This is a genomic window from Glaciimonas soli (genome assembly GCF_009497155.1).
In the GTDB taxonomy this organism is placed as follows: domain Bacteria; phylum Pseudomonadota; class Gammaproteobacteria; order Burkholderiales; family Burkholderiaceae_D; genus Glaciimonas; species Glaciimonas soli.
Window position 1 is genome coordinate 338,165 of sequence record NZ_WINI01000004.1, and the last position, 23,898, is coordinate 362,062.

General features: G+C 50.4%; 19 protein-coding genes. 1 reads left to right on the forward strand and 18 read right to left on the reverse strand.

The genetic code is table 11. From position 1 onward, the window contains the following. Positions 1-82 precede the first annotated feature (82 nt). From GEV47_RS09905 to GEV47_RS09910, 3 genes are read right to left on the reverse strand one after another with little or no spacing between them, the layout of a single operon-like run. Complete coding sequence (locus GEV47_RS09905) at positions 83-1,420, reverse strand: DNA methyltransferase (protein ID WP_153234590.1); 1,338 nt, start codon at positions 1,418-1,420, stop codon at positions 83-85. Positions 1,421-1,471: 51 nt separating this feature from the next. Next, positions 1,472-2,173 carry a HEPN domain-containing protein gene (locus GEV47_RS19375; protein ID WP_194270626.1) on the reverse strand — a complete coding sequence of 234 codons (702 nt, stop codon included), beginning with the start codon at positions 2,171-2,173 and terminating at the stop codon, positions 1,472-1,474. Beyond that, positions 2,170-3,213 carry a DUF262 domain-containing protein gene (locus GEV47_RS09910; RefSeq protein ID WP_153234591.1) on the reverse strand — a complete coding sequence of 348 codons (1,044 nt, stop codon included), beginning with the start codon at positions 3,211-3,213 and terminating at the stop codon, positions 2,170-2,172. The genes GEV47_RS19375 and GEV47_RS09910 overlap by 4 nt, the downstream gene beginning before the upstream one ends. An 802-nt stretch (positions 3,214-4,015) precedes the next feature. Between GEV47_RS09910 and GEV47_RS09915 the strand changes: the two genes are divergently transcribed. Continuing rightward, positions 4,016-4,594, forward strand: coding sequence for a Panacea domain-containing protein (locus GEV47_RS09915; RefSeq protein WP_153234592.1), 579 nt, complete (start codon positions 4,016-4,018; stop codon positions 4,592-4,594). Between the two features lie 486 nt (positions 4,595-5,080). Here GEV47_RS09915 and GEV47_RS09920 read toward each other — a convergent pair whose 3' ends face one another. The 15 genes from GEV47_RS09920 to GEV47_RS09990 all read right to left on the reverse strand — a co-directional run bounded on the left by GEV47_RS09920 (position 5,081) and on the right by GEV47_RS09990 (position 23,860). Next, positions 5,081-6,061: a site-specific integrase gene (locus GEV47_RS09920; protein ID WP_153234593.1), complete on the reverse strand. Its 981-nt coding sequence runs from the start codon at positions 6,059-6,061 to the stop codon at positions 5,081-5,083. A gap of 251 nt (positions 6,062-6,312) precedes the next feature. After that, positions 6,313-7,275: an autotransporter domain-containing protein gene (locus tag GEV47_RS09925; protein WP_153234594.1), complete on the reverse strand. Its 963-nt coding sequence runs from the start codon at positions 7,273-7,275 to the stop codon at positions 6,313-6,315. 16 nt (positions 7,276-7,291) lie between these two features. Further along, positions 7,292-9,808, reverse strand: a complete 2,517-nt coding sequence (locus GEV47_RS09930) for an autotransporter (RefSeq protein ID WP_194270627.1) — start codon at positions 9,806-9,808, stop codon at positions 7,292-7,294. A 174-nt stretch (positions 9,809-9,982) separates the two neighbouring features. Then, positions 9,983-11,008: a formylglycine-generating enzyme family protein gene (locus GEV47_RS09935; RefSeq protein ID WP_228124650.1), complete on the reverse strand. Its 1,026-nt coding sequence runs from the start codon at positions 11,006-11,008 to the stop codon at positions 9,983-9,985. A gap of 54 nt (positions 11,009-11,062) precedes the next feature. After that, positions 11,063-11,476, reverse strand: a complete 414-nt coding sequence (locus GEV47_RS09940) for a hypothetical protein (RefSeq protein ID WP_153234595.1) — start codon at positions 11,474-11,476, stop codon at positions 11,063-11,065. A gap of 34 nt (positions 11,477-11,510) precedes the next feature. Further along, positions 11,511-13,268, reverse strand: coding sequence for a SulP family inorganic anion transporter (locus GEV47_RS09945; protein ID WP_153234596.1), 1,758 nt, complete (start codon positions 13,266-13,268; stop codon positions 11,511-11,513). A gap of 328 nt (positions 13,269-13,596) precedes the next feature. Beyond that, complete coding sequence (locus tag GEV47_RS09950) at positions 13,597-15,024, reverse strand: DUF1254 domain-containing protein (RefSeq protein WP_153234597.1); 1,428 nt, start codon at positions 15,022-15,024, stop codon at positions 13,597-13,599. Positions 15,025-15,052: 28 nt separating this feature from the next. Next, positions 15,053-16,363 (reverse strand): DUF1254 domain-containing protein, encoded by a 1,311-nt coding sequence (locus tag GEV47_RS09955; RefSeq protein WP_153234598.1) that lies wholly within the window; start codon positions 16,361-16,363, stop codon positions 15,053-15,055. A gap of 127 nt (positions 16,364-16,490) precedes the next feature. Then, the gene (locus tag GEV47_RS09960) at positions 16,491-18,041 is read right to left on the reverse strand and encodes an arylsulfatase (RefSeq protein WP_153234599.1); all 1,551 of its coding nucleotides are present in this window, start codon (positions 18,039-18,041) and stop codon (positions 16,491-16,493) included. 145 nt (positions 18,042-18,186) lie between these two features. Further along, the gene (locus GEV47_RS09965) at positions 18,187-18,708 is read right to left on the reverse strand and encodes a YidH family protein (RefSeq protein WP_153234600.1); all 522 of its coding nucleotides are present in this window, start codon (positions 18,706-18,708) and stop codon (positions 18,187-18,189) included. Between the two features lie 32 nt (positions 18,709-18,740). Further along, positions 18,741-20,162 carry a hypothetical protein gene (locus GEV47_RS09970; protein WP_153234601.1) on the reverse strand — a complete coding sequence of 474 codons (1,422 nt, stop codon included), beginning with the start codon at positions 20,160-20,162 and terminating at the stop codon, positions 18,741-18,743. A 386-nt stretch (positions 20,163-20,548) separates the two neighbouring features. Then, positions 20,549-21,187, reverse strand: coding sequence for a hypothetical protein (locus tag GEV47_RS09975; protein WP_153234602.1), 639 nt, complete (start codon positions 21,185-21,187; stop codon positions 20,549-20,551). Positions 21,188-21,233: 46 nt separating this feature from the next. Then, positions 21,234-21,587 (reverse strand): hypothetical protein, encoded by a 354-nt coding sequence (locus tag GEV47_RS09980; RefSeq protein WP_153234603.1) that lies wholly within the window; start codon positions 21,585-21,587, stop codon positions 21,234-21,236. 149 nt (positions 21,588-21,736) lie between these two features. After that, positions 21,737-22,543, reverse strand: coding sequence for a transporter (locus GEV47_RS09985; protein WP_194270628.1), 807 nt, complete (start codon positions 22,541-22,543; stop codon positions 21,737-21,739). A 174-nt stretch (positions 22,544-22,717) separates the two neighbouring features. Next, positions 22,718-23,860: a BamA/TamA family outer membrane protein gene (locus GEV47_RS09990; protein WP_153234605.1), complete on the reverse strand. Its 1,143-nt coding sequence runs from the start codon at positions 23,858-23,860 to the stop codon at positions 22,718-22,720. Between the last annotated feature and the right edge of the window lie 38 nt (positions 23,861-23,898).

The window sequence follows — 23,898 nt, forward strand, 5'->3', positions numbered from 1 at the left end:
GCGACTTCTAGAGCCGCAAACACGATAATTGTTCATCGTTTTAGAATTCTCGGCGCTTTAGGTTACCCATATTTGGCGCTCTTTAACCATGTCTAAAATAGAGAACGCTCTCGGTCGAAGTGCGATTCGCAACGTACATGCGTGCTTTCGGATTTATTCCGGCCATCGATCGTTTGGAGTGGAAGTCTCCTCGATGAACTAGTTCAAGCCCACTATTCGACGCCATTTCACAAACGATTTGTGGGACATTGTTATATACGTCCTTGTAATACGAGTCCTGAACTACAAGCACACATGTGCCATTCCGCGCTAACACGCGACCAACCTCAGAAAGCGAACGGGAAAGCGACGCAAAATATTGAAGGTGATTCTTGAAGTAATAGGTGCTGGAAGCCACTGAAGAGTGATCATAAACGGCATCAAGAAAAGTTAAGCATGTCGGTCCCCAACTAGGATTAAGTGCTTTAGGCTCCTTTGTTACAGTTGAAGTCCCTGTGAGCGACCTCCGCAGACTGTCAAACTCGGAAGTAGAAAGTCCCAAAACGGCCAATTCGATTGCAGTCGCGACCGCGTAGTCGATACGTGTACAGTAAGGTGGGGAGCTGATAACAGCATCGGCGCTTGAGTCCGCGAGCTTAATGTCCTCCGCGTTTCCCATCTGCAAAGCGATTGGAATTACCTTTTTAGTCTTGACTTGTTTTTGCGAAAAAATTTTCACACTGAGGGATTGAACCTCGCTTATGAATGTCTCAGCAATGAGACTAGCAGATGGTCTTTTTCGATTCAGAGTACTCCGGGGAATTTTTGTCCATGTTGGGTTCGTTGGTACAAAATCCCGAAGTAAACGTCGAGTAGTTCTAAATAGTGCCAAATAAAAGAACGCAGCAAGAGCGGAGATTTCATTTAGAACAGAAGCCTCTTTTAACGATGCATATCGATCAAATGAAACCAGGGCACGATTGATCTCGAGTTCGAGTGCGCGTATATGGGTCGCACTTTGTGGCGTTAGCCACACCCTTAGCGGGTCGGCAGCGCTATCAAACATTTTGTGAACTTGCGCCCGATCAACCAGCAAGCGCGCAAGATGAGGTAGGCTAGGAGCGTCAGCGTAAGATACTGCATTTGCTTTAGCCACAACAACCATAGCCGGGTTTAGATCAAATCCGACAGCCTTGTAACCTAGGCTATTCGCCGCATTAGTTGTGGTCCCGCTCCCATTCCATGGATCAAGTACCAATGCATCCTTATCCAGCGAAAGAGACTTCAGTACATTCAATGCAAACGATGATGAGTACCCTGCGTAATACGGAAATAGCCTGGCCTCTTGCACCGACAACGTGTCATTGTTTCTTTTTGGGTTTAAAGTGTGGATACTCGAAAAGTTCTTTTCGACAATCGTGTCGTTGGAGCATTTGTTCATTTCAACTGTCTTAATTTGTCGTTTGTCACTATTGTTGCTTTACTATTTACGTTACGCCGCACTCCGATAGACTCCACGGTACCTTGGTTGCACAAAACTTAGATCAGAGGCATGTTCTTCAAGCGCTGATAAAAAATAGATACACTCCGCGTAAACTGCGTCCATTCTTAACACTAAGTCTGCCAACGTCCGTCCTTCACCCACTTCAGTAGCAGTATCCCGCCCGTGAGCGACGGCGTTCCGCTTATCAACTATCTCTTGTAAGTAGCCAATTTGTCTTGGCTCCGGCGTAGGCGGAAGATCAATCCCAAAGCAATGAAAAACCTCTTCAATAGTAGATGGATGCACATTGTGTAAGAACGTTCCGAACGCTGTGTTAGAGATGGTGCAAACAGAACTGTCTGCCATTTTTTCAAACAGAGCACGGCGCGATGGCCATTTTTTCTTCTCCCCAGCGTCCCGTACGGATGTAAGAAACGGGTCTAACGCGACTACGTTTACACTATATTCAAGATGGGCGTTCTGAACTTGAGACGCGCTAATGAAATTCAGCAAGCCTTGAACACCCTGCTCCACACAGTACTCTAGCGCTCCATATAAAGAGACATAGACCATCCCTCTAATTGTGGCACTAGTTGGGTCGTTTTTTGGGACTTCCGACTGGGGACCTCCGTCAATTTTTAGGAGGCCCAACATTAATCTAGCTTCTGCCAGCCGCGCGTTGACGCCAGTTCGGACGTGATCAAGATTCACAACAGCTTGTCCCTAGTGTATTCGATTCGTCCAATTACCATTCTCTTAGCGTTCGAGCCTGCCCCAGTAAATTTCTTTAGTTCATCGTCAGAAAGTAATGCAACTACAAGACCAGGGTCGATTTTTGATCCTGCACGCAATGCTAGTGCTGCACCCACAGAGACTGCCTCAAACAAATTAATTGGTGTAGCCTTCCGGCTACGCGATATACCGTCAGGTAAAGCCGCCATCAAGGCATCGAATACCTCTCTGAATAGTTTTAGCGTAACTTTGTCGATATCGATCTTTTGGTATTTTTTCATAAAGGCGTTAAGGAATTCCTTTACCGAGTGATCGAATTCTTTATAGCCATGAAGATATGCCAAAAATCGGAGAACCAATTCTTCATACATACCGTTGTTCTTGTCGCCGTCCTTTATCTTGACCACAGCTCGAAAAGCTGGGTATGCCGACATCTCCTTTATCGTATCGTTAAATGGTCCTCTATAAACACAGTTTCGAATCTCTTGTGCGGTCAACAGCACGCCGCCTGTGTTCAAACGTTCGAATAGGTCAAAACGCACCGACAAATCACTTTTGTCATTTAACACCGTAACTCGAAGCGGGCGGGTAAAGAAACGCAATTGCAGAGACTTCGGAAAATCTGCGAAGGTCAAATTATTTAAAGCGGTTAGTTTCTCAAGTCCTGTGATTGTTAAAGGCTTGTCCCTCGAAATTTTCTCAAGCAATATAACTGAAGCGACGAAATGAGACAGAGTTCCAAGACGCTGTACACCGTCAACAACCTCCCAAGTCGAGTCCGAATTTGTCGCCATAAATAAGCTTGGCACCGGTATTCCTAAAAATACGGATTCGATCAATGCAGATTGGCGCACAGGATCCCAAATAAACTGACGTTGGTATTCAGGCGGAACAAAAATATCCCCGCTTTCTACCATATCAAGTAGCTGTCTCACGGAAAGATCGTAACTATCAAACGAAACTAACTTGCGCTCTTGGTCAAGTTGTACTTGAACGTCATTCGGAGTTGCGACCATCATTTTCCTATCTCGTGGTTAATACGCATCACTCAGAGGCAACGCATCTGTTCTTACTTAGTAGTTCTTTCGCAGCCACCCGCCTTCCCACATTCGGCGAATAATCTTGAATTGCGTACCGATTCGCCCATCGCTCCCGAAATAATACGGTCACCCGTGGGCGCATCGCGCAGCATAACATGGACAAGTACTGCCGGTTGCCCCGTGATTTTTAAGCAAGTGAAGACGAGACGTCGCGCTCACGCGGGCATGCTCTCCTGCCTTGAACGTATTAAGGTGCCCTAATCCATGCCGAACTGTTTTTACAATCTGTCACCCACAGTACCGGGGCGATTTGAGTCTCATCCCAGTAGTTCTATAACTGGGATTGTGCCTCGCGCGGTTTTTTGCGCACGGACACAACCGCATGGTGAGAAGCCGCCGAAGGACGGCTCCCCTGCATATCATGATTACCATGCTGTCGCGTTTTTAGACGCACCAGCGTCGCGACATGGGAATCCGCACATAAATTAATTATTTGACACAATAGAGCCCAATTCTATTTATAACGGACAGCTACTCAAAGACCAAAAGCCTTTACTGAAAAAAATTAATACTGTATATTTAAACAGTATTAATTGAACTTGCTAGATAACCTTTTGGTCCTAATCATATACTCTGATGTTTTTTCATGAATTCTGAGCTGTTCTGGTAGCGAATATCATTTTTAGTAGCTAAATGATTTGACAAGGCGATCACAAGTATATAAATTAAGGTCGAATTAGCTGTCCAGTTTGCAAATGTCTTGCGACGGAGGCTTAAAATTATGCAAAATATCTTCTCAGAAAAAAAAGCCGCGCAAGTTGCCGCTTATTTCCTCTTTCAAGCCCGTGGTCGATTGCCAGTTCTGAAGCTGATGAAGCTAATGTATTTGGTTGAACGTCGATCCTATCAACAATACGGTGAGCCGATAATTGGTGATACGCTCGTCTCTATGGAGCATGGCCCAGTTCTATCGAGGACTCTTAACCGTATCAATGGCATGACGCCATCTGCTGAAGATGGTTGGGACATGTGGGTTTCAGATCGGGAGGGCTACGATGTAGCGCTTAGCGATGCTAGTCTCATTAGATCACCAGAAGAAGATTTACTCGAATTGAGTGATGCAGATTTGAGTTTACTTGCTGAAACGTGGGCTGAATTCGGTCATTTAAGTAAATATCAAATTCGTGATTACACTCATGATCATTGCCCAGAATGGGTAGATCCAGACGGGTCATCGGTAGCTATAAGCATCAATCGGTTATTTGAAGTGCTCGACTTCAATAATGATCAATCACAAACGCTTGCCACTAGACTCGAAGAGCAACGTGTAATAAACACCGCTTTTGCGTCTGCGATTTAATTTATGACAGTTTGGGTCCCAACTGCAGGGCAAACATTATTTATACCGTCTGGACCTGCTGGGGCTCATCTTTTTATAATATTAAATGACCCAGTTGCAATTCCCGACTATCCCGGCGCAGTTTGCCTTCTTGTGTGCGTATGCTCCAAATATCCCGACTTGCCGTTCGACCCTACCTGTGAACTGGCTCCTGATTGTCATCCCTTTGTAAGGCACGACAGTTACGTCGCTTACAGGCATGCTCGCATAGAAACGTCTACTTCACTTACTACACTAGTGGCTCAAGGGGTATTCACAGTAAATCAACCATGCGTGGACCCCCTGTTTTCACGAGTAAAAGCTGGGTTAAACTTATCCAGACACACAAAGCGCGCCTTTAAAAATCTTCCGATTTAGTTTCAAAAGTGGCTTAACTATCCATAGGCTCTTGTATAGTAAGGTATTGTTGTTCATAGATAAGTCAAGCATGGGTGAACTCTGTTGAGTTCACCCTATTTTTTTTGCCAGGTCTTCAGCTCGCAAGTGCGTGTAGCGCTTGAGCATGTCTAGTGTCTTATGTCCCGTGATCGCTGCAACTTCCATCACGTTCAAGCCTTTTTCAAACAGACGACTGGTGGCTTCGTGGCGCAAATCGTGAAACCGCGCCCCGACGATATTTGCCCTGTGTGGCTCGCAAGCGCGTTCGAACGCCTGACTCATTGATTCCGCCTGAAGTGCAAAGACACGGCCATCTTCTTTCACTCCGAACGCATTCAATGCTTTGACTGCAGCTCTTGATAACGGGACAGTTCGAGGCACGTCCGTCTTTGTTTTTGGTAAGTGTGCCGTTTGGTTCTTCAGATCGATTTCATCCCAGACTAACGAAGCTATTTCGTTTCGGCGCATACCAGTCTCAACGGCTAGTGTGACGATTGTTCTCAGCTCAAGCGATTCCGTGGCTTCGAGGATTTTTGCGATTTCTAATTCTGCAACACGACGGTCGCGCCCTCTTGGCTTGATTGGCTTTCGAACTTGCTCGGTCGGCAGTCCACCAGGCAGGGCAATACCCCAATCCATCGACGCAGTTTTGAGAACTCGATTGAGCAAGTTGATTTCGTGAATGACTGATTGCGGGCCGACTACTTTCAATCGCTGGTCGCGAAATTTCGCAATCTGAGTAGAGTTAAGGCTCGCCAAGCGGTAGTTACCAAATTCTTCGATTAGTGTCTTGATGCGCGACTTATCCGACTGTTCGCTTCGCTTTGTCGGCAATACTTCCGATGCGAATCGCTGCAACACATCCTTGACTAGAGTGGCTTCCGCCTCTGTGCGCGATACAAATACACCACGCTCCATTTCGGATTCGATGATCGTAGCCCATCGCTTAGCGTCTACCTCCTTGGTGAACGTTTTGGTTTGCGTAGGGTATCCCCGTTTGCGGATCTGAACGTGATATTGGCCTTCGCCTTTTTTGCGGATGGTTGGCATTGATGGAAAGCTACGCTGAAGGAAGGTAGCAGTGTGCCAAAATTGTGCCAACAATGGAATAAAATCTTTAACAGCCTTATAGAACCTTGCTGTATTTTGGGCCTCCGAAGCCAAGGGTCGTGGGTTCGATCCCCGCCAGCCGCACCAGTAAAATCAAGGTTCTCCGTCAAATCTTGGCAATTTTCGTTGCTCAAATTTGCGTCATAGCCAAAATGCCGGTTTTTACGATTAAATTGGCTCTTTGCTGCATGTCAAAAACTGACCGCCAGTCCCACTGACACACCCGAAACATTATTGCCAAACACGTATCGCGCAACAATCCGCGTGCGGGTCACGATGACGTTGTACTTGCTGGAGTCGAATTCTATCCCGGCGCCCAGTGATGTCAGGTCGTTGAAGCCCAATGCGCCACGTAAATCGCCCATGAATTCCGTGTGTGCCAGTTCTAATACATAGCGCACCGGTCGGTCCATCAATGTCATACCTGTAGGCGCACGGTAGCGCGCCCAAAGTCCCATGCTTTCCGAGGTGGCGTGTCCCTGCACGATACTTGAATTGGTGCCGAACGTCTGCAGGGCGATGTTGGTGTACCGCAGTTCAGTTTCGAATTCCCGCGCTGGGGTGAAGTCTTCGTAAACCAGCATTAACGACCCGCCCAAACCATAGGAATTGAACGTGCCGCCGTTCAGGAACTTGAAATCGGTTCCCAATTTGTCATTTACAAGCCATTCTCCGGCGGTTATATCGCTAGCGACAGTGCCTAAAGCAACGTTCAGAATTGGGCGTATCGCGAGCTTGTCTGTGATCGGAAAATCCCATCCTACGCCGCCGCTTGCCGTCACCGCATTCCATCGCAGCGGCAGGAATCGACTTTCGGTGCCGTCGCTGGCAACAAAAGTCGGGTCGTAACGGGTATATGCAGCAACGCCCTCCAGATAGAGTGGGAACGACTTGCTCATCGTAGCGCCCCCACCAAACTGGGTCGAGTAAATGCCGGGGTCACCGGTACTTGCGTTAGTGATCGACAGCGAGCTTGTCGTCACATCCGGCACAATCGCATAGCCGATCAGACCTACGACGCCATTGACGCGTTTTTGCAAGTTACCATCGATGATATTGAAAATATCACCGCCAGCTGCCCAGGCACAGTTCGTCCATATGGTAAACAGTGCGACGAGCAGCCAGAAAAAACCTCGAGTCGATTTTTGCGTCATAAATTTTTAAAAATATTTATCGACGTCGTCCGAAATGCCCCCTACTCATACCCATAGAAGACTGACGCAGTTGATTGGCTTGCATACCGCCATTGAAGCGCCCGCTTCGCTCCTGATTCAATTCGCCTATGCGATCTGCTCCGGCACCAGAGGGTGCCATTCCTTGCGGATTTGCCCGCTGAGCTCCCAGCCCGCCTGTAGCGTTACGTGTGGCTTGTCCTTGTGCGCTACCTGCTACCGGCTGCCAGCCGCCGTCGGTATGTTGTTGCCAGCCGTTGCCGGTATTGCGATAGACGTTACCGTCTTTACCGGCGTACACATCGTCGCCAACATGACCGGCATGGCCGCCATTTGGTCCAGATACGCCACCAACATTGGTCCATTGACCTGTGCTTTTATTGTAGACAGCACCGCGATTACCTGAGACCTGATTGCCGCTATAAGCATTACCCGCCGTCCCATGCGAACCGACGACGACATTGCCTGCCGGGCCTGTCGCCACTCCTCGCGCACCGCCAGCGTAGTTGCCTGAATAAACATTCGCGACACCACCGCGCTGTCCGGCAGACGCAATGCCGGTACGGGAATTATAGGAAGCACCAACTTGCCCTGCCCATCGGTTGCCAGTCCAGGCATCGAAGCCACCAGCAACCCGAGACACGCTAGCGCGGTTACCCCATTGTTGATAAATATTGCCGCTATAGCCGGCCCAACCACCTGGTCCCCATGCCACGGCACCACCAGCTGCGCCCCATGCGACACCGCCATACCAGGCTGGATAGGCCCAAGGGCCCCAGTAAGGATATGGTCCCCAGCCCCAGCCATACGCAAGGGTTGCTGCGCCCCAGTACCAGCCAAAACCGAAACCGTAAGCCCAACCCGACCAAGGTGTGTAGGCGATCGCCGCAGCATAACCATACGTGACAGAATCGCCATACCAAACTGCCCCGACCCATGGGCTGTAAGCGTAGCCGGTGCCGTAGACGACAACACCAGTAGTCGGGTCAATATAAGCCCCTTGATAACCCGGCGTATAACCAACGTAGACAGTATTACCTGATACTTCATAAATACGCACGAATGTCAGGTAGTAAAGTGATGAGCTTGGAGGAATAGCATAAATTTCGGCTGGTACGCTGGTGGCAACCGTCCAGTTGCCATTCAAAGAAGGAGCCGTAAACCAGACGCCGTTCTGCATTGCATAAACAGTCGAGCCACCAACACGCACTATCGGCGTAGACGTATTCGCGACATATTCCAATGCGGTTTCCGGGATAGCTTGGAATGCCGGAGTGCCATCAAATTTAGGAGGCGTCAGGGTAGTCCCTGCAATATTGACCGCAGCAGTTTGCGGCACAGAGGTTTCAATGACAGCGTCGGTAGCTTGCTGGGTTCCGGCAATCGATGCTTTGACGTTTTCGACAGGACTATCATCAGGAATCTGCGCGAAATCTGCCGGCAACGCATTGGCAGCAACATATTCCCAAGGTCCGTGATTATCTGCGGCGCGGAACCAACGACCAGATACCAACACATAGATCTGATTATCGGGTAAATGTTTAAACACATGGCCCGTGGTGTTTTCTACGTATTCCAGATGCGTTCCGGCCACTGCTACATATTTTGGTGCGCCGTTAGTGACAATCAATTCGGTCGGCTTAGTCACAACAAATATCGTCGGAACAATAGTTTTGAGGGAAGGACCAGGCTTGTCGGGTGCGGACTGACCGGTGAGCGGGTCGATCAGATGCGCATCAGAAGCTTGCTTAAATGCGGTATTAAGATTGGCAGGCGCATTGGTGAGCACGCGCCAAGGCCCTTCTAACGCCGATGCAGACATCCAGCCATCAAACAATTTGAGATAGTAAGTGTTGCTGCTGTCGCGCAGCACCAACGCGCGGGTATTGATCACACGTTCGTACGGCAAGCCGCTCATGGCACGATAAGTTGGTGCGCCGTCGACGTATATTTGCATCGATGGCGTGGTCGAGAAAATAAACTCCGGAGCAACGTTGCGAAGCGGCTTGCCTTCGATTTTTTCCTGTGCATGGGAAATGGCCAGTTGCTGCTGCAAACGATCGAGCGCAATGGTGCGCGATTTACCGGCAAAATCCTGCGCGATGGCACTGCTCCAGGCTTGCGATTGCGCAGCTGGCACCGAGCGGAAATCACTCTTGACGATGGTTGCCTGATTAATCGTGACGACGCGTGTGCCTTTATCCGTCAAGGTGGTAGCCTGAACAGTAATCACACCATACGAATTTTGCGGAGGATTGGTTGCCGACGTAGCGCGTACTGCGAGCCTGGCGTTCAAATGGTAGCCATCCCACGAATCGATCTGCGGCTGAAAGACGGTAAGTTTGGTGGAGCCCGAGGTTATGCTCAGCGGCCACGGCGATTCGCGGCCGATTGCCTGTGTTTTTGCGTCCACCTCTGCCGTATTTGCTGCATTTGCAAGATGGTTAGCATCAACCAACAAACAGGTCGTCAGTGCAAATAACATCACCGTAAATCGATAAGCGTAGGTCTTCATTACTCTCTCCGTTTTTGCACATTCAACTTGATCAGTCGGTCCCGCAACGAGAATTCGACAGGCGTTACCGCGCATCGCTTAGGCTGAAATACATGATGAAATCGAATCGGATGCCATGACAAAACTTACTGATCCTGAGGTCTCACCACGTATCTCTCACGGTTATAAAAATCATCAAACCTCATCCGTTTTTCGGACTATGCAACGGAATCCCAAGTGGCAAGTTGCGGTATCAATCGGCTGCGCCATCCGTGCCGCAGGCCGATAGCGACGACAGTAATTCGGGGCGCACAAATGTGAACCGCCCTTCATGACTTTTCGCGGGATCTGCGTATCCTTGGACCGTTGATCAACACTTGTTTCGCGCTGTCCTCCGCGTGGATTGTCGATGGTGCAGCAAGCGTGCTCTATTTTCCCGTGCTCCTGATACCAGTCTGTGGTCCACTCCCACACATTCCCAGCCATCTCGTAAAGACCATAACCGTTGGCAGGAAAAGCGCCGACCGGAGCGGTCCATTCATAACGATCTTGCAGCAAGTTCTGCCACGGAAATTCGCCCTGCCATGTATTGGCCATCGTCCTGCCGCCCGGCATGTAGTCGTCACCCCACACATAGGCCGCAGCTTCAAGCCCACCGCGCGCGGCGAATTCCCACTCAGCTTCGGTAGGAAGAGTCTTGCCGGCCCATTCTGCATAGGCCATCGCGTCCTCGAAACCGACATGTACCACCGGATGTTTCCAAATCCCTTTAAGCGAAGAATCCGGACCACGCGGATGCCGCCAGTTCGCGCCCGGCACATACTTCCACCATTGATATGGATTACCCAAATCGACCGCTTTCGGCGTCTTTTGGAATACCACTGACGACGGCACCAGCATTTCTGGAATGGCATTGGGATAATCGCTGGCATCAACCTCGCGTTCAACCAAAGTGACGTAACCGGTAGCATCGACGAATGACTTGAATTCGGCGTTGGTAACGGCGTACTTATCCATCCAGAATCCACCGACAACAACCTTGTGCGCAGGTGCTTCTTCCGGATAATGGTCATTCGATCCCATCAGGAATTTACCGCCCGGTATCCACACCATGTTCGCTGAAGGCAGCGTCGTCTCTTGATGTGTATTTCGCAGCGCAGCTTGCTGCGAATCTTGCATTGCATCGTCCTGTACTACTCTCACTTTTTCGGTAACGGGCATAGGGCTCTCTTGAATAAAAATGGCGGGTTAACGTCGTGAGTATTGTGCATGACCTTAAGGCAAATTATTGTTCTTTTTCTTTGCGATCCAGTATTTGGCAATACGCGCGACCGGGCCGCGAAACAGTAAATACGGCAACACGGCGAGAAAGAAAACAACGTTCAGCGCTTCAAGCACATGAAAAGTGCCCATCTTGTACTGATAAATCGCTTCCATCACCACGCCCAGCCCGATGATGCGGCTGGTCGACTTCAAACCTTCCAATATCCTGCCAACGCGTTCGGCCGGCTCGTGCAGAATCGTCCAAAAAAACGGCGTGCGTCCGGTACGCGCATCTTTGACCCCATCCAACCACGCTACGACAAGCCCCATCACCGGTTGCAGATAGAACCGGAACGCCATCGGACCGCTTGGCCGCGAGATAAGATCTGTCCAGAAACGTTGTGCTACTTCTTGTATTTCAATCATGGCGACCTCTGACAATTATGTACGTTGATTGTTGTCAAACCGGACCAACACTTTTCCGGCTACCTGTTAGCGATCGATCGTCGTTTCCCAACCACTCTTTAATGATCGACTCCACGCCCACACGAGGACCGATGTCGAATTGTTTATCCAAACCGTCACGTCGCAACAGGTCACGCACTTCGCCTGTCAGGTTTGAAATCTTGAGGGCAATTCCACGACCCGCCAGATCCTCCTTCAACGAAGCAAGCATCTCTGCCGCTGCCACATCCGAGTAAGGTGATGACGACAAATCAAACACCACCAGTTTTACGGGCGACATCTGTGCCGTGATTGCATCCATCAGATCACTCTTGACCTTCTCAACGTTGGCGTAAAACAGGCCGGCATTAGCGCGGAAAACCAACACGCCAGGTACGCTTTCATTGTGCGGATGACGCGCAAGATCGCTATACAACTGTGTCCCGGGAATGCGGCCGAGCAGAACCGTGCTTGGATTACTGGCGCGCCATACCAACATCAGCAGCGATAACACTGTTCCTATCATGACGCCTTCCAGCATCCCGAACGCCAATACACCGAACATGGCAGCAAGCGCGATCCAGAATTCCTTCTGACTGACGCGCCACAAGCGCTTCAATGCCGGAATATCGATCAACCCTTTCACAGCGACCAAGACCACCGCAGCCAGTATCGGTTCGGGTAAATTCGTGAATGCACCGGTGAAGAACAACACGATAACGCCGAGAAGGATTCCAGAAATCGCGCCGGCAAACGGTGTCTTCGCACCAGCCTGGTCATTGACTGCGGAACGCGACATGCTGCAACCCACCGGCATTGCCGAGCCTATGCCGCACAATACATTCGCCGCCCCGACCGCCAACAGTTCCTGATTCGCATCGGCCGGATATTTATGCTTGGCAGCAAACGTGCGTACCACGCCCATACCCTCTACGTACGACAACAAAAACACCGCAAATGCAGACGGTAGCAATAACTGGATATCGGCCAACGCAAACGTCGGTATTTTGAACGGCGGCAGCCCGTTCGGAATCAACCCGGTAATCTTGATACCTTGCCCACCAAGCGCGGTGAACATGATCAACAAAATCGACACTGCCACCACGACCAGCGCCCACGGCACACGCGGTGCCAGTTTTTCTGTAATCAGCAGGAATGCAATGCCACCCAAACCAAGCCCGAGCGCCCATATATTCGTCGTGCCGAGGTGGTTGAAGATATACATGATGCGTTCGATAAACTCCCCTTTTGCACCTTCAATACCGAACAGTTTGCCAAGCTGAGTGGTTCCGATATAGATCGCAGCACCGGCAGAGAAACCGGTTAGTACCGATTCGGAAATAAAATTGACGAGAAAACCAAGTCGCATCACCCGCGCCACAATGGCGATCACTCCGACCATTACCGCCAGCAGCGCAGCCAATTCCATATAACGCGCAGGATTACCATGCGCCAGGCCCGCAAGTCCGGTCGCTACCAAAATCGCTAATGCCGAAGTTGGCCCGATCGCCGCCTGGCGTGAGGTACCAAACAATGCATAGGCGAAGACAGCAAGCAAGCTGGCATAAAGACCGGCCTGCGGTGGCAGTCCGGCAAGACCTGCGTATGCCATGCTCTCAGGTATGCAAAATGCCGCTACCGTGACACCTGCCAACATATCGGCCCTGAACCACTCGCGCCGATAGTGCGGTGCCCAGCCAAGAACCGGCAGGCAGCGTGTCAGCAAAGACGGGGCAGCTGGAGGTGACGGAGACAGCGTGGTTGTATCATTCATATCGCCCTCTTCAACTTAATGAAAATGAAATTACATCTGGAATATCGCGTTGTCGTTTTTTTCATCCATGATGAAATTTCTCAAATATTCACATTCAAGTAGTCCCGTCAGCCAATTGCAGCGACATGGGAAATTTTTAATAATCATCAACTAAATGGTTCACGATTACTGCTGTACCAAGGTGATTTTTCTATTGCCTTTTGGTGCAAGTACGGAGAGTTACCTGCGTTGCGATCAATGACTGATGTTACGCACGCCTCACCGTCATTCCCGCGAACGCGGGAATGACGGTGATTGCCACTCAAAATATCAAAGCAATTTCACGGCGTTATTTGGCATCTTCGATTAACTCTATATTTGGCAACGGCCACGAAGAATCCAGATAGGCTTCCGTTGGCGCGTAAAGACGGAAATAGGCGAACCAGGCGCGGCCGGGAATCGATGGAATCCAATTTTGCTCATGACCAGAAATCGCTGTCGGTCCCACATACAGATCAACCGAGCCGTCAGCATTTTTTTCCAGCTCAGGCATACGTGAGGATTTATCGCCAATACCTTGCTTATTATCGATCAGACAACGAGTCCGCGTGTCGTAGACAGTCAAAGACCAGAACTGTTTTGCTGGCTGATTCGGCGGGACGCGCAATTTGTAGGTTTTTGCGCCATCAAACCAATTACCGTGCTGATCATGATAGGAACCCAGATACGCTTGCCCCAGCCCCGCTACGCGACTCATCATGCCTTTGCTGGCAGTCACCGCTTCATAAAACCATGCGGTACGCTGGTCGAGTTGCGTATTGTTTTCGTCTTCCTGATTTGGATCTTTCATTTCAAGGACATAGACCCAGTTGGCATCCGGCCGGTATTTGGCACCTTCGAAGCGCTTGTTGAACGAGAAATTCATTGCCATCAACTCGCCTACTTCAGCACCTTGCTGCAGTAATTCTTTCTGCCGGTTGTCCGGCGAAAATGGCTTGCCTTTTTCAATCCCGAGCGGAATCAGCATCGCCATCATCATCCGATCGCGTGCTTCAACTGGTTCTACCTGCAAGATGGAATTCAGACGCTCCCAATAAGCGAGGCCACGTGGCTGTCCCTGATTCCACGATTTGCCAGCAGGAGACAGCAGTTGTGCGGTTGATGGCTTTTCACGCTCGCTGAATGGGTAAATCGCCAGTTTGGCAATCAATGCCTTCGATTTTTGCGGATCTGGTTCAAGACTACGGACCCCGAACATGATATTGTTCATCGGCATCTGCACGACTTGAAAGCCCTCTGTCTGCGTTACTTTCTGACCTGGGCCTACCAGCAAATACTTCGCTCCCTGACCACGATCCGGTCCGGTTTCGCCCATGTCTGTCACACTACGTTGCCAAAAATCACCGACACCTCCGGCCATCGGCCCGGCTGGAAAATCGATTACCAACGGCCCGGTGCGCAACAGATTGGCAAATGCCATGATATAAGGCGTAGTCGCATTGGCAGTCAAGATGCCGAGCTTGTCCCGATAATTATCATAGATCACCAGCTGTCCATCTTTCGCACCGAATACATTCTCATGCTGATGCTGCCATTCGGCGAACGAAACGATAGGCAGCGCCCACAAATAGGTTTGGCAGGCGCGTTGGAAATCCAATTCATCGAAGAGCTTTTTAGAATCGCCAGCACCGGCCGGAAGGCCTTTTTCCAGCGTGATGCTGCCTATCCGTGTATCGATTTTCCCGCTGACCAATTTATCTTCAAGAGTGCTTGTCATGATTCGAATCCTCTATGTGCAATACAGATCAGCTTACGGCTGCAGGTGAAGGCAGCTTCCATGTACCGTTCATCGCCGCTTCGCTCGGCCCATAAACCCGGGCGACGAAACTATATGAAGCGTCCGGTGCGGGAATCCAGTTGCTTTCCTTGTCTGTACCAGGCGAGGCGTGGCCGACGTAGATCGTCAGTCCGCCATCGGCGTTGTATTTCAAGCCCTGGGTCCGGTCGCCAATCGAATAGCGGTTGAGAGGATTGTCGTAGAGGAAGCGATCTGGCAACGTGTAGAGCGTGATCGACCAGAAGAACTTCGCTGGCGGTAACTGATCCTTGGAAAAAGTTACCTGTATCAGTTCACGGCCATTGCCGACAAACCCGCCGTACCAGGCTTCCGCCAGATCGTTGCCATATAAGCCCATGGCCGCGGCAACGGCGCGCGTCAGGTAATCCTCGCCCTGCGCTTCACGCGAACCGAACAGGCCGTTGGAGCCGTGCGTCACCGCAATTTTTTTCTCGATCTCTTCCTGCGCGTCTTTTACTCCCGCGTCGATGGCGGCGAGTACTGCAGGCTCAACCTGACTGGCATTCCATGCCGCGCCCGCGACAATGCCGATTTTTTCCATACGCTGGCGCAAAACTACTTCGTTCGGATGCGGAGGCAGTGCGAGTCCCAACAGAAAGTTCAGGTAGCTAATGAAATCGTGGGAAGCAACCTTGGCCTTGTCATATGGCGGGAAACTCAATACTGGCGCGGCAGGCGGCGCCGGTTTCTTTTGAAACGCGCTCAACGGCCTGAGTTTGAAGCCGGCCTGCACCTGTTTAACGTTATCGATATCCTGCGGGCCGTTCAACTGCGTACGTCCCAGTATCCCGACAATCTCCGTCTCGCTCTTGAATACTTTCTTGATGCCGCCTGGCACATCACCCTGCCACTGAGGCCCGACGATCAGATAGTCGCCGGCATCGTTACCGGTAGAACGCGAACCGATGTAAGCACAGTTATAGGTAAAAAGATCGATGAACTGCAGCACGTAATAGCGATCGGATGGCACAGCCGGAACGCTGACGACAATCGGTTCGGCACGCAAGTCCAGCCACACCCAGGAATAAGGTGTGTCGTTGTTCGGTGTGACTACATCGTGGTTCGCCGGCGAGAAGAGTTGCGCGTAGTGCCGGAATTTGTTGAATCCACCGACATAACTCGGTGAGTCCTTGACAACCGCCTGCGGATACCATGTGTTGTAGTTTTCCATCATGGCGAATGCATAGACGTACGCTTCTTTGGCGATAGCTCTGGCGTCATCTGGTGCGACGTCTATCTTTGCTTGAGGTTGATTCATGATGTCCCTTAGATAACGACTATGCAGTAGCGCCAGCTGAAAATTGGCGTATTAAATTGACCCATAGCTACTTCCATATACAAGCAAAAAAACGGGCGCAAGAAAAACTGCGCCCGTTGCTTTTCAATCAGCGACCTGCATTAGAAGCTTCAGACATTTTTGTCAAAGCATCGTCAATCGTGAAGCTGCCTGGCTTTTGACGCGGTGGAAAATCTTTGAATGTGGCTGCGAATTTATCCGCCAGTGCGTAAGCGCCGAACAGTATGTAGGCGTGATAAAGCATCCATTCATAATAGCTATTCGACGTGATGTCGGCCCGTTCGTACGGATCGGTGCGCAAGTTGAATAACTTTGGCAAGCGCAAAGGCGTAAAAGGTTCAGCCCAGATTTGCAACGTCCCTTTGCAACGCTGTTCCATGAAGACGACCTTCCAGTTGTCATATCGCAGACCCAGCACATCGCCATCGTCACTAAAGTAAAAGAAGAATTGGCGCGGACTTTTCTTTTCCAGGCCCGTCAGATAGGGCACCAGATTGTAGCCATCGATATGCACTTTGAACTTCTGTCCATCGGCCTCGTGCCCAACTAGCAGCTTTTCCTTGACGTCAGGATCGCCGGCAATTGCCAGGAAAGTAGGAAGCCAGTCATGATGTTGGACCATCTCGTTGCAAACGGAACCAGCCTTGATCTTGTTCGGCCAGCGTACCAGCATCGGCACCCGGAAAGCACCTTCCCAATTGGTATCCTTCTCACTGCGGAATGGTGTCATACCGCAATCTGGCCAACTGTTCATGTGCGGACCGTTGTCGGTGGAATACATGACAACGGTATCTTCTGTGATACCAAGCTCATCAAGGTAGTCCAGCATTTCACCGACATTCTTGTCATGATCGATCATGGTGTCGTGATACGGCGACTGCCAACGCCCGGACTGGCCGAGGCTTTCTTTTTTTGTATGTGTGAAGAGATGCATGTGCGACGTGTTGAGCCAGACAAAAAAAGGCTTGTCAGCATCGTGCTGTGTTTTGATGAATTTCTTGGAAGCGGCGACGAATTCATCATCGCAGGTCTCCATTCTTTTTGTAGTCAGTGGTCCGGTATCGGTAATTTTTTGCTTGCCGACACGACCCCAGCGCGGCTCAACGGTTGCGTCATCTTCTTCTTGCGCCCAACTATGCATAACACCGCGCGGTCTGATGGATTTCACTAAACCTGGAAAATCTTTTTCCGGATAGTAATCGTACATTTCCGGCTCTTCTTCAGCATTCAGATGATAGAGATTACCGAAAAATTCATCGAAGCCGTGAACAGTCGGAAGAAACTTGTTCAAATCGCCTAAATGGTTCTTACCGAACTGACCGGTGGCATAACCCTGTTTCTTGAGCAGCTGGGCAATCGTGACATCCTCCGCCTGCAGACCGACCGTCGCACCCGGTATGCCGACTTTGGTCATGCCGGTGCGATAACCGCATTGCCCGGTAATGAAAGAGGCACGACCGGCCGTGCAACTCTGTTCGCCGTAAGAATCAGTGAACAGCATGCCTTCATGTGCAAGCCGGTCGATGTTTGGCGTTTGATATCCCATCAGTCCGCGTGAATAACAGCTTAAATTTGAAATCCCGATATCATCGCCCCAGATGACCAGAATATTCGGCTGTTTTGTGCTCGTCTTTGCCATGTCAATTCCTTTACAATTATCAAAAAGTCGATCTACACATTTTAAAAACCAAGGTCAGGCTCAGACCTCTTCCATTTCCCCGTTTCCTGCTCATAGCAACAGAGCCGGTCGAGATCACTACAAAAAATTCAATCTCATCGTCCGATCAGATTCCGTGAAATAAAACAACCAGAAATGCACAGGCTCCGATCATGATCAAACAAATCGCCACGCCCATAATCGGCGTTTCGATCGGAGCCTTGGCGGAACCTGCCAAAGGAATAAAATCCTTATTCCACAGGTACTGAGAAAAAGCCCGGTATTGCCACAACGCGACGAATAGTGACAAGACGCCTGCAGCAATCAACGCGAGCCCCAGATAGCGCGGCATTGTTGGATGCAACATCGTGCTATTGTCTGGACCGCCATAGGTATTTCTGAAAAACTGCACGATGGTGAAACCGAAGCCAATCAATGCCGTTGACGTTCTCACCCATGACATCAACGTGCGCTCCAGGCTCATGCGTGTGCGCAACCAGGAAAAATGACTTTCTGCAGTGGGTCTGACGTCGAACTTGCCATCTGACCTTCCGGAGCCGAGAAACCGGTCATGCAATCTGGCAAAGAACCCCGGCTTTTCAGGGAGAACATCGATCCCCGTATGATTTTCACTACGATCCCGATCCATTTTTGTTTAACCTTTCATTTTGATGTCGTCATCTAAAACAACAGGCCAGTCAGCTTGTTAACGATTACTTCGAACGGTGCCGCCATCAGGGCAACCGGCAAAAAAGGGAGTAAGGTCGCGACGGCAAGCATGATGATGCTTTTAGGATGTAGCGGAAGTAGCCACATGGCATAGGCGCGATCCACCACTTGAAACAGATCGGTGGCGGAAGAAAAGTCCGGCCGTTCCAGTACTGTCTCATCCAGCGGTGCATCGTGAGCGAACCATTTGCGCTCAAACTGAATGCCGAATTTATCTGCCAGCGCGCCGTATTCCAGCGTGCCGCGGCGCCATGCTTTGACCAAATGATTGAGAAAAAACAGCAACGGCGCGTTGAAAAACACCACAACGCCAACGGTGAAAATGATGACAAAAATATGATACGAAGTAACCGGTGCACCGGCGTAAATTTCGCTGGCGACCCTGCCGGCGGCAAGTGCCCCGAGCGCAGTCGCCAAGACGGTAAATGCCTGTGATGAGTAACCGATAAAGCGCAAACCGCCAGCGCCGTCCGGATGCATAGGCACCAGACGCAAGTTCAGACGCGACATAGCCCACACAAAGCGCGTCCAAAGGCAAAATCGCCATAACCAGGCTAACTGCAAAGCAACCAGAATCGGCATACTCACCAGCAATCCCCACCAACCCGCTGGCGACGGTGTTGTTGTAGCTGTGTTTTCTGCCAGCAGCCACGCTGGTATGGCTTTGGCAGACAAACTATGAAAAGCAAATGCAACGACTAAGTAGGCAATAACAATGACGGCAATCTCGGCCCACACTGCGTTAAGTAATCGACGTGTGGAAGTGATGACAGAGAAAAAACGTGCCTGATCTGCATCTGCGATGAGACCCGCATCGAGAAAATTAAAAGCCAGGGCATTCATGCGCGGCACGCATACTCCATCGGCAATAATGAACAGCGGAACGACGGCCAGATAGCGCACGTGCGCGCCGAAATCCGGCAGAAACGTCTTATCGGTGTCATGACCCGTTATGAAGTACAAAATGGCCAATGGCAGCCAGCACACGACCATCGCTAATAGTGCGCGCCTCACCACGTTGGATCGGCCAGGGCTGATCAGCCCTAACAGCGACTGTATCCGGTACAGCGGCCCGCCATCAAAAACCGTGCGATCCGATGCCGCGTGTTCGGATTTGAATTCATTACTGTTACCGGTATCAAGCTGCTCGTTGTGCTGCACTTGATCAGACCTCGAACGATCGCTATCACTGCGAGCGGACATCAGTGCTAACGTCGCAATGTTTTTCTTCCCTGCGTTTATAAAATTGAGGAGATTCAAGCCACGCAAGGTCAAACCCGTGGTCGACATGTTAATCGTCGCCGAGCTATCCAGATTACCTTCCCAACAGTACTTTCGGTTCATCGGATTACGCATGTCGTCTCTCGTTGCCATATGCCGACTCAATGAAAAGTCGACTGGATATGCCCGCATGGATTTTGAAACTCAACGGTGTCGGCAAAAAATATGCCGTTCATATACCGTTAAAGTTTTTCTATCATCGTGCAAGCCCGCATGGAAAGAAATCGGACCTTGGTGAGTACCAACATTGTCCTTTGGTGCATTTGATTTGCGACGCGAAGTTACATGACAAACAATTGGAAACAGCGATAGCGAAGCCTTCTCTCGTAAATGGGAGAAAGGTTGGGATGACGGTGCTTGCCAAGACCTGTAATATGAATAATTACGGCAGCCCGCAACTACCTACCCCTCTCCTGTTCACGGGAGAGAGGACGTAGCGATGTTGATACATAAAATTCAGATGAATTCTACGATTAGGTTTATTGCAGCTTCGCAGTTTCGACTGATAAGGCTTCACCTTCTGTCACCACAACTTCTACCTGATCGCCCTTGTTGACATGGGTCAGCAATGACAGATCATGTACTTGCAACGTCCGCGAACCGTTTACGCCGCGCAAAGTGACAGTACCCGTCTTGTGGTTCACCGCAGTGACATTGGCTATGATGCGGGTCTCGTGGGTAGCAACGATGCCGGGCTTATCGCCCGGTTGTGCAACGTGGGTGGCATCAGATTCCGTACGTTCACGAATACCGTTATGACCAGCTATTTTTTTCAGGTTCAGTACGACGGCCTCTGCTTGTCGATACACGACTTGATCGCCGGTCTTGATCTGGTCAAAATTTTTCACAACATCACTGGCCAGAACGACAACCTCTTCACCGTTTGGACGTTTAATCGTGAATTCACGTGTAGCAGGATTAACGTTCGTAATCGTGCCACGTGCAACAACCGCACCGGCCGCCCCAACCGAACCGGCTTTTCTAGCCACTACCACACCACCATCAACTGACGGTTTTGCGAGCGGCGCAGCATTTTGTGTTGCATCTTGTGCCGCAACCGAACCACTCACGATTAACGTTAAAGCGGCAAATGACATCCCAGCAATTTTTGTAAACATGGTGAAATTCCCTTTACTGTTGAAAAAACATACGTACGGGTCACACTTATTTGCGATCCCATTTCCACTTACCATCAACCTTGCAAAACACCACATCCGTAGTGTTGTTCAAGCCTTTATGATGATTTTCGATACGCGCCTTGCGGCAATCTGCACGTCCTGCAGGATCTTTTGAAGGAATGATGGTGCCGCCGTTTTGCGCTGCGGCGTTTTCCCATGTAACCGGCGCACCGTCTGCGCTATTTTCCAGTGCGTCGTGCACGGCTTTTGCCAGCAGTTTCATATCCGTCTTGGTAAATTTTTCGGCAGGAGTGTTGCTCAACCAGCCAAGATTGGACTGTGCTTCTGCCAACATCGTGGCGCTAGCCAATAACAGCATTGCGATGAGTGTTTTTTTCATGTTCATCTCCTTTAAAAAAGGCAATATTCAAATTCGACATCAAGTCGATACCAATTCCCACGTACGTACTGCTGAGCTCAACTCTAGCAAAATCACGTGGAAAGTGGCAATGAATGCAATATCAATAGTGATTGCAAACAACTCAACTATTATTTTGGAAAAATCAACGTGACCTGAAAACGGAAGTACCAATCCGGCGCATCGCTTGGTTTAACTGCGTTATAGCCCACACCGGCACTAAAATTCAACGGCACAAAATTCTTCGGTTTGGTCAACACGGAGAGTGCTGCGCCGATTGGGACTGTCCAGCGCTCGCCGGATTGATGTTCTGTCCAGTCACCAGTCACGGTGCCGATGTAGCCGAGGCTATATTTAGGGTTGATGCGATAGCTGATAATTGGTTGCAGAGAAAAATAATTGACGTTTTTGCGTTGACCGTCACCGGCGAAGGACCACACTTGCGTCACCAGGCCGCCAACCGTCCATTTTGCGGTTTCCTGTAACGCCAGAAAAGCCGGTCCGGCCTGCCATTTTCCCTGACCGAGCCTGTCATCGGTTGCCGTGGGCATAACGAAAATTGGGCCAAAGCCCCAGATCAGGCCGCCCTTTTTTGTTGGTGTCGGCGCAAAAAAACCTTCATAGGTAATGTCGCCAAGACCGGTAACTCTATCCTGACCCGGCACATGACCAGGATCGGAAGAAATAGGAAGGATGGCTCGGTTGATCAGTGACCAGCCGCCGCCCAGATTCATGGGATAGACCGGTTGAATGTTGAGCGTCTGTCTTGGTGTTTCTTGCGAGCCAGCGTTGTTATAGGTGGTCCACTGGAACGGCACCGAAATCAAATCCGCGACCGGATTGGCCAGCTTTGCCTGCAGATCTTCGTCGGCAAACGCTATGCTCGTGCCAGCAGAATAAATGACGGCAATTTGAAAACATAATCTGACTATGCGCATAGCGTTACCCATAAAAAAATTAAAATGGCTTTTCTTGACGAAATGCCTGGCCTTCGTTCGTCATGTTGCAATCATGAATACACGTTGCACATTTGAAAATTGGTTCATGGTGCAGATCCATGTGCCCCTTAAGGCAATGCGCGCCAAAGCAATGCACAAACTTGCATCACTGCTTTAAAATGCCTCGCCGACATACACGTACACCGAATGGTTATCCTTGGAAAAGGCAACGTCTAAACTCACATTGACCTTGTAAGCCTTGCTCGCTTGCCAGCGCACGCCGGCACCGGCTGATGCCATGAGTTTTTCACTCAGGAGTTCAGAAAATGAAGGAGCGATGGAACCGACACCGGCAAACCCCACTACGCCCCAGCGCTGCGTAAGTTTCCAGCGCACTTCACCTTGTGTCGCGATCAATGCACGGTCACGGTATTGTCCGGTTGCGTAACCGCGTAAATCGTTGTTTTGGCCAAACATGCAAAGGTTGGTAAACGGTACCCGACCGCCGACCACGCAACCTGCCACACGTGCAGCCAGTACAACTTTGGCGCTATATTCCCAATAGCGATTCCAGGAAGCAGTCAACTGGCGGAAGTCGACATCGCTGCCAAAGGCCTTATTGTAAAAATTAAGATTAGCTTTGGCCGACACGCCACTGGTCGGATAAAACGAATCGTCGCGCGAATCGTATTCAATCGCAGGACCCAGCGATGCGGTGTTGAGTTTCAGATCGGCTTCCGGAATTACCGCTCCCAGCACTGGCAACGCAGACAAATCGACAGTGCTCTTCAAATGCATATTCTCGTAGCGCATGCCGGCAAACCAGTGGTCGCCAACTTGATACAGCGCCTGTAGCAAACCTCCGGTGCCAACCTGATTCATCGGGATCGAAACGCCACGATCACCGGCAGCAGCGCCCACGCCATAAAAATGCAAGTTCAAGTCGGCGTAAGCAAAACCGCCTAGCAAGCGCAAGCGGTTTTGCATCAGACTTGCCTGTTGAACAGCAGCGAAAGCATGGCTGCTACCAGCGTACATCAAGCCGACACCAGTGGCCCATGGACGGTCGCTTTGATTCGGGTTGTACAGAGCCAAACCCACTAGCGTTAACCCAGAACCTAAGGCCGGATTCGATTGTGGAATGGGTAATGCGACATAGCTGGGCTTACTTTCATCCTTACCGGCCAAGGCACCAGCCTGATCAGTGCTGTCAGTGATTTCGCTAGTGGTCGCCATTGCATCGGATTGTGCGAAGCAAGCAACCGACGGATACAGTGCCGCCAGCAACCACAGCATGGAAAGCCGGCGTAAGGCCATCGTTTAGTTCTCCGGTGAGGGAATGAGGTAGTGAACTT

What these genes read in the sequence shown, in the direction of transcription:
- GEV47_RS09905 (WP_153234590.1), bottom strand. Translation starts at nt 1,420, where the DNA reads ATGAACAAATGCTCCAACGACACGATTGTCGAAAAGAACTTTTCGAGT.
- GEV47_RS09910 (WP_153234591.1), bottom strand. Translation starts at nt 3,213, where the DNA reads ATGATGGTCGCAACTCCGAATGACGTTCAAGTACAACTTGACCAAGAG.
- GEV47_RS09915 (WP_153234592.1), top strand. Translation starts at nt 4,016, where the DNA reads ATGCAAAATATCTTCTCAGAAAAAAAAGCCGCGCAAGTTGCCGCTTAT.
- GEV47_RS09920 (WP_153234593.1), bottom strand. Translation starts at nt 6,061, where the DNA reads ATGCCAACCATCCGCAAAAAAGGCGAAGGCCAATATCACGTTCAGATC.
- GEV47_RS09925 (WP_153234594.1), bottom strand. Translation starts at nt 7,275, where the DNA reads ATGACGCAAAAATCGACTCGAGGTTTTTTCTGGCTGCTCGTCGCACTG.
- GEV47_RS09930 (WP_194270627.1), bottom strand. Translation starts at nt 9,808, where the DNA reads ATGAAGACCTACGCTTATCGATTTACGGTGATGTTATTTGCACTGACG.
- GEV47_RS09935 (WP_228124650.1), bottom strand. Translation starts at nt 11,008, where the DNA reads ATGCCCGTTACCGAAAAAGTGAGAGTAGTACAGGACGATGCAATGCAA.
- GEV47_RS09940 (WP_153234595.1), bottom strand. Translation starts at nt 11,476, where the DNA reads ATGATTGAAATACAAGAAGTAGCACAACGTTTCTGGACAGATCTTATC.
- GEV47_RS09945 (WP_153234596.1), bottom strand. Translation starts at nt 13,268, where the DNA reads ATGAATGATACAACCACGCTGTCTCCGTCACCTCCAGCTGCCCCGTCT.
- GEV47_RS09950 (WP_153234597.1), bottom strand. Translation starts at nt 15,024, where the DNA reads ATGACAAGCACTCTTGAAGATAAATTGGTCAGCGGGAAAATCGATACA.
- GEV47_RS09955 (WP_153234598.1), bottom strand. Translation starts at nt 16,363, where the DNA reads ATGAATCAACCTCAAGCAAAGATAGACGTCGCACCAGATGACGCCAGA.
- GEV47_RS09960 (WP_153234599.1), bottom strand. Translation starts at nt 18,041, where the DNA reads ATGGCAAAGACGAGCACAAAACAGCCGAATATTCTGGTCATCTGGGGC.
- GEV47_RS09965 (WP_153234600.1), bottom strand. Translation starts at nt 18,708, where the DNA reads ATGGATCGGGATCGTAGTGAAAATCATACGGGGATCGATGTTCTCCCT.
- GEV47_RS09970 (WP_153234601.1), bottom strand. Translation starts at nt 20,162, where the DNA reads ATGGCAACGAGAGACGACATGCGTAATCCGATGAACCGAAAGTACTGT.
- GEV47_RS09975 (WP_153234602.1), bottom strand. Translation starts at nt 21,187, where the DNA reads ATGTTTACAAAAATTGCTGGGATGTCATTTGCCGCTTTAACGTTAATC.
- GEV47_RS09980 (WP_153234603.1), bottom strand. Translation starts at nt 21,587, where the DNA reads ATGAAAAAAACACTCATCGCAATGCTGTTATTGGCTAGCGCCACGATG.
- GEV47_RS09985 (WP_194270628.1), bottom strand. Translation starts at nt 22,543, where the DNA reads ATGCGCATAGTCAGATTATGTTTTCAAATTGCCGTCATTTATTCTGCT.
- GEV47_RS09990 (WP_153234605.1), bottom strand. Translation starts at nt 23,860, where the DNA reads ATGGCCTTACGCCGGCTTTCCATGCTGTGGTTGCTGGCGGCACTGTAT.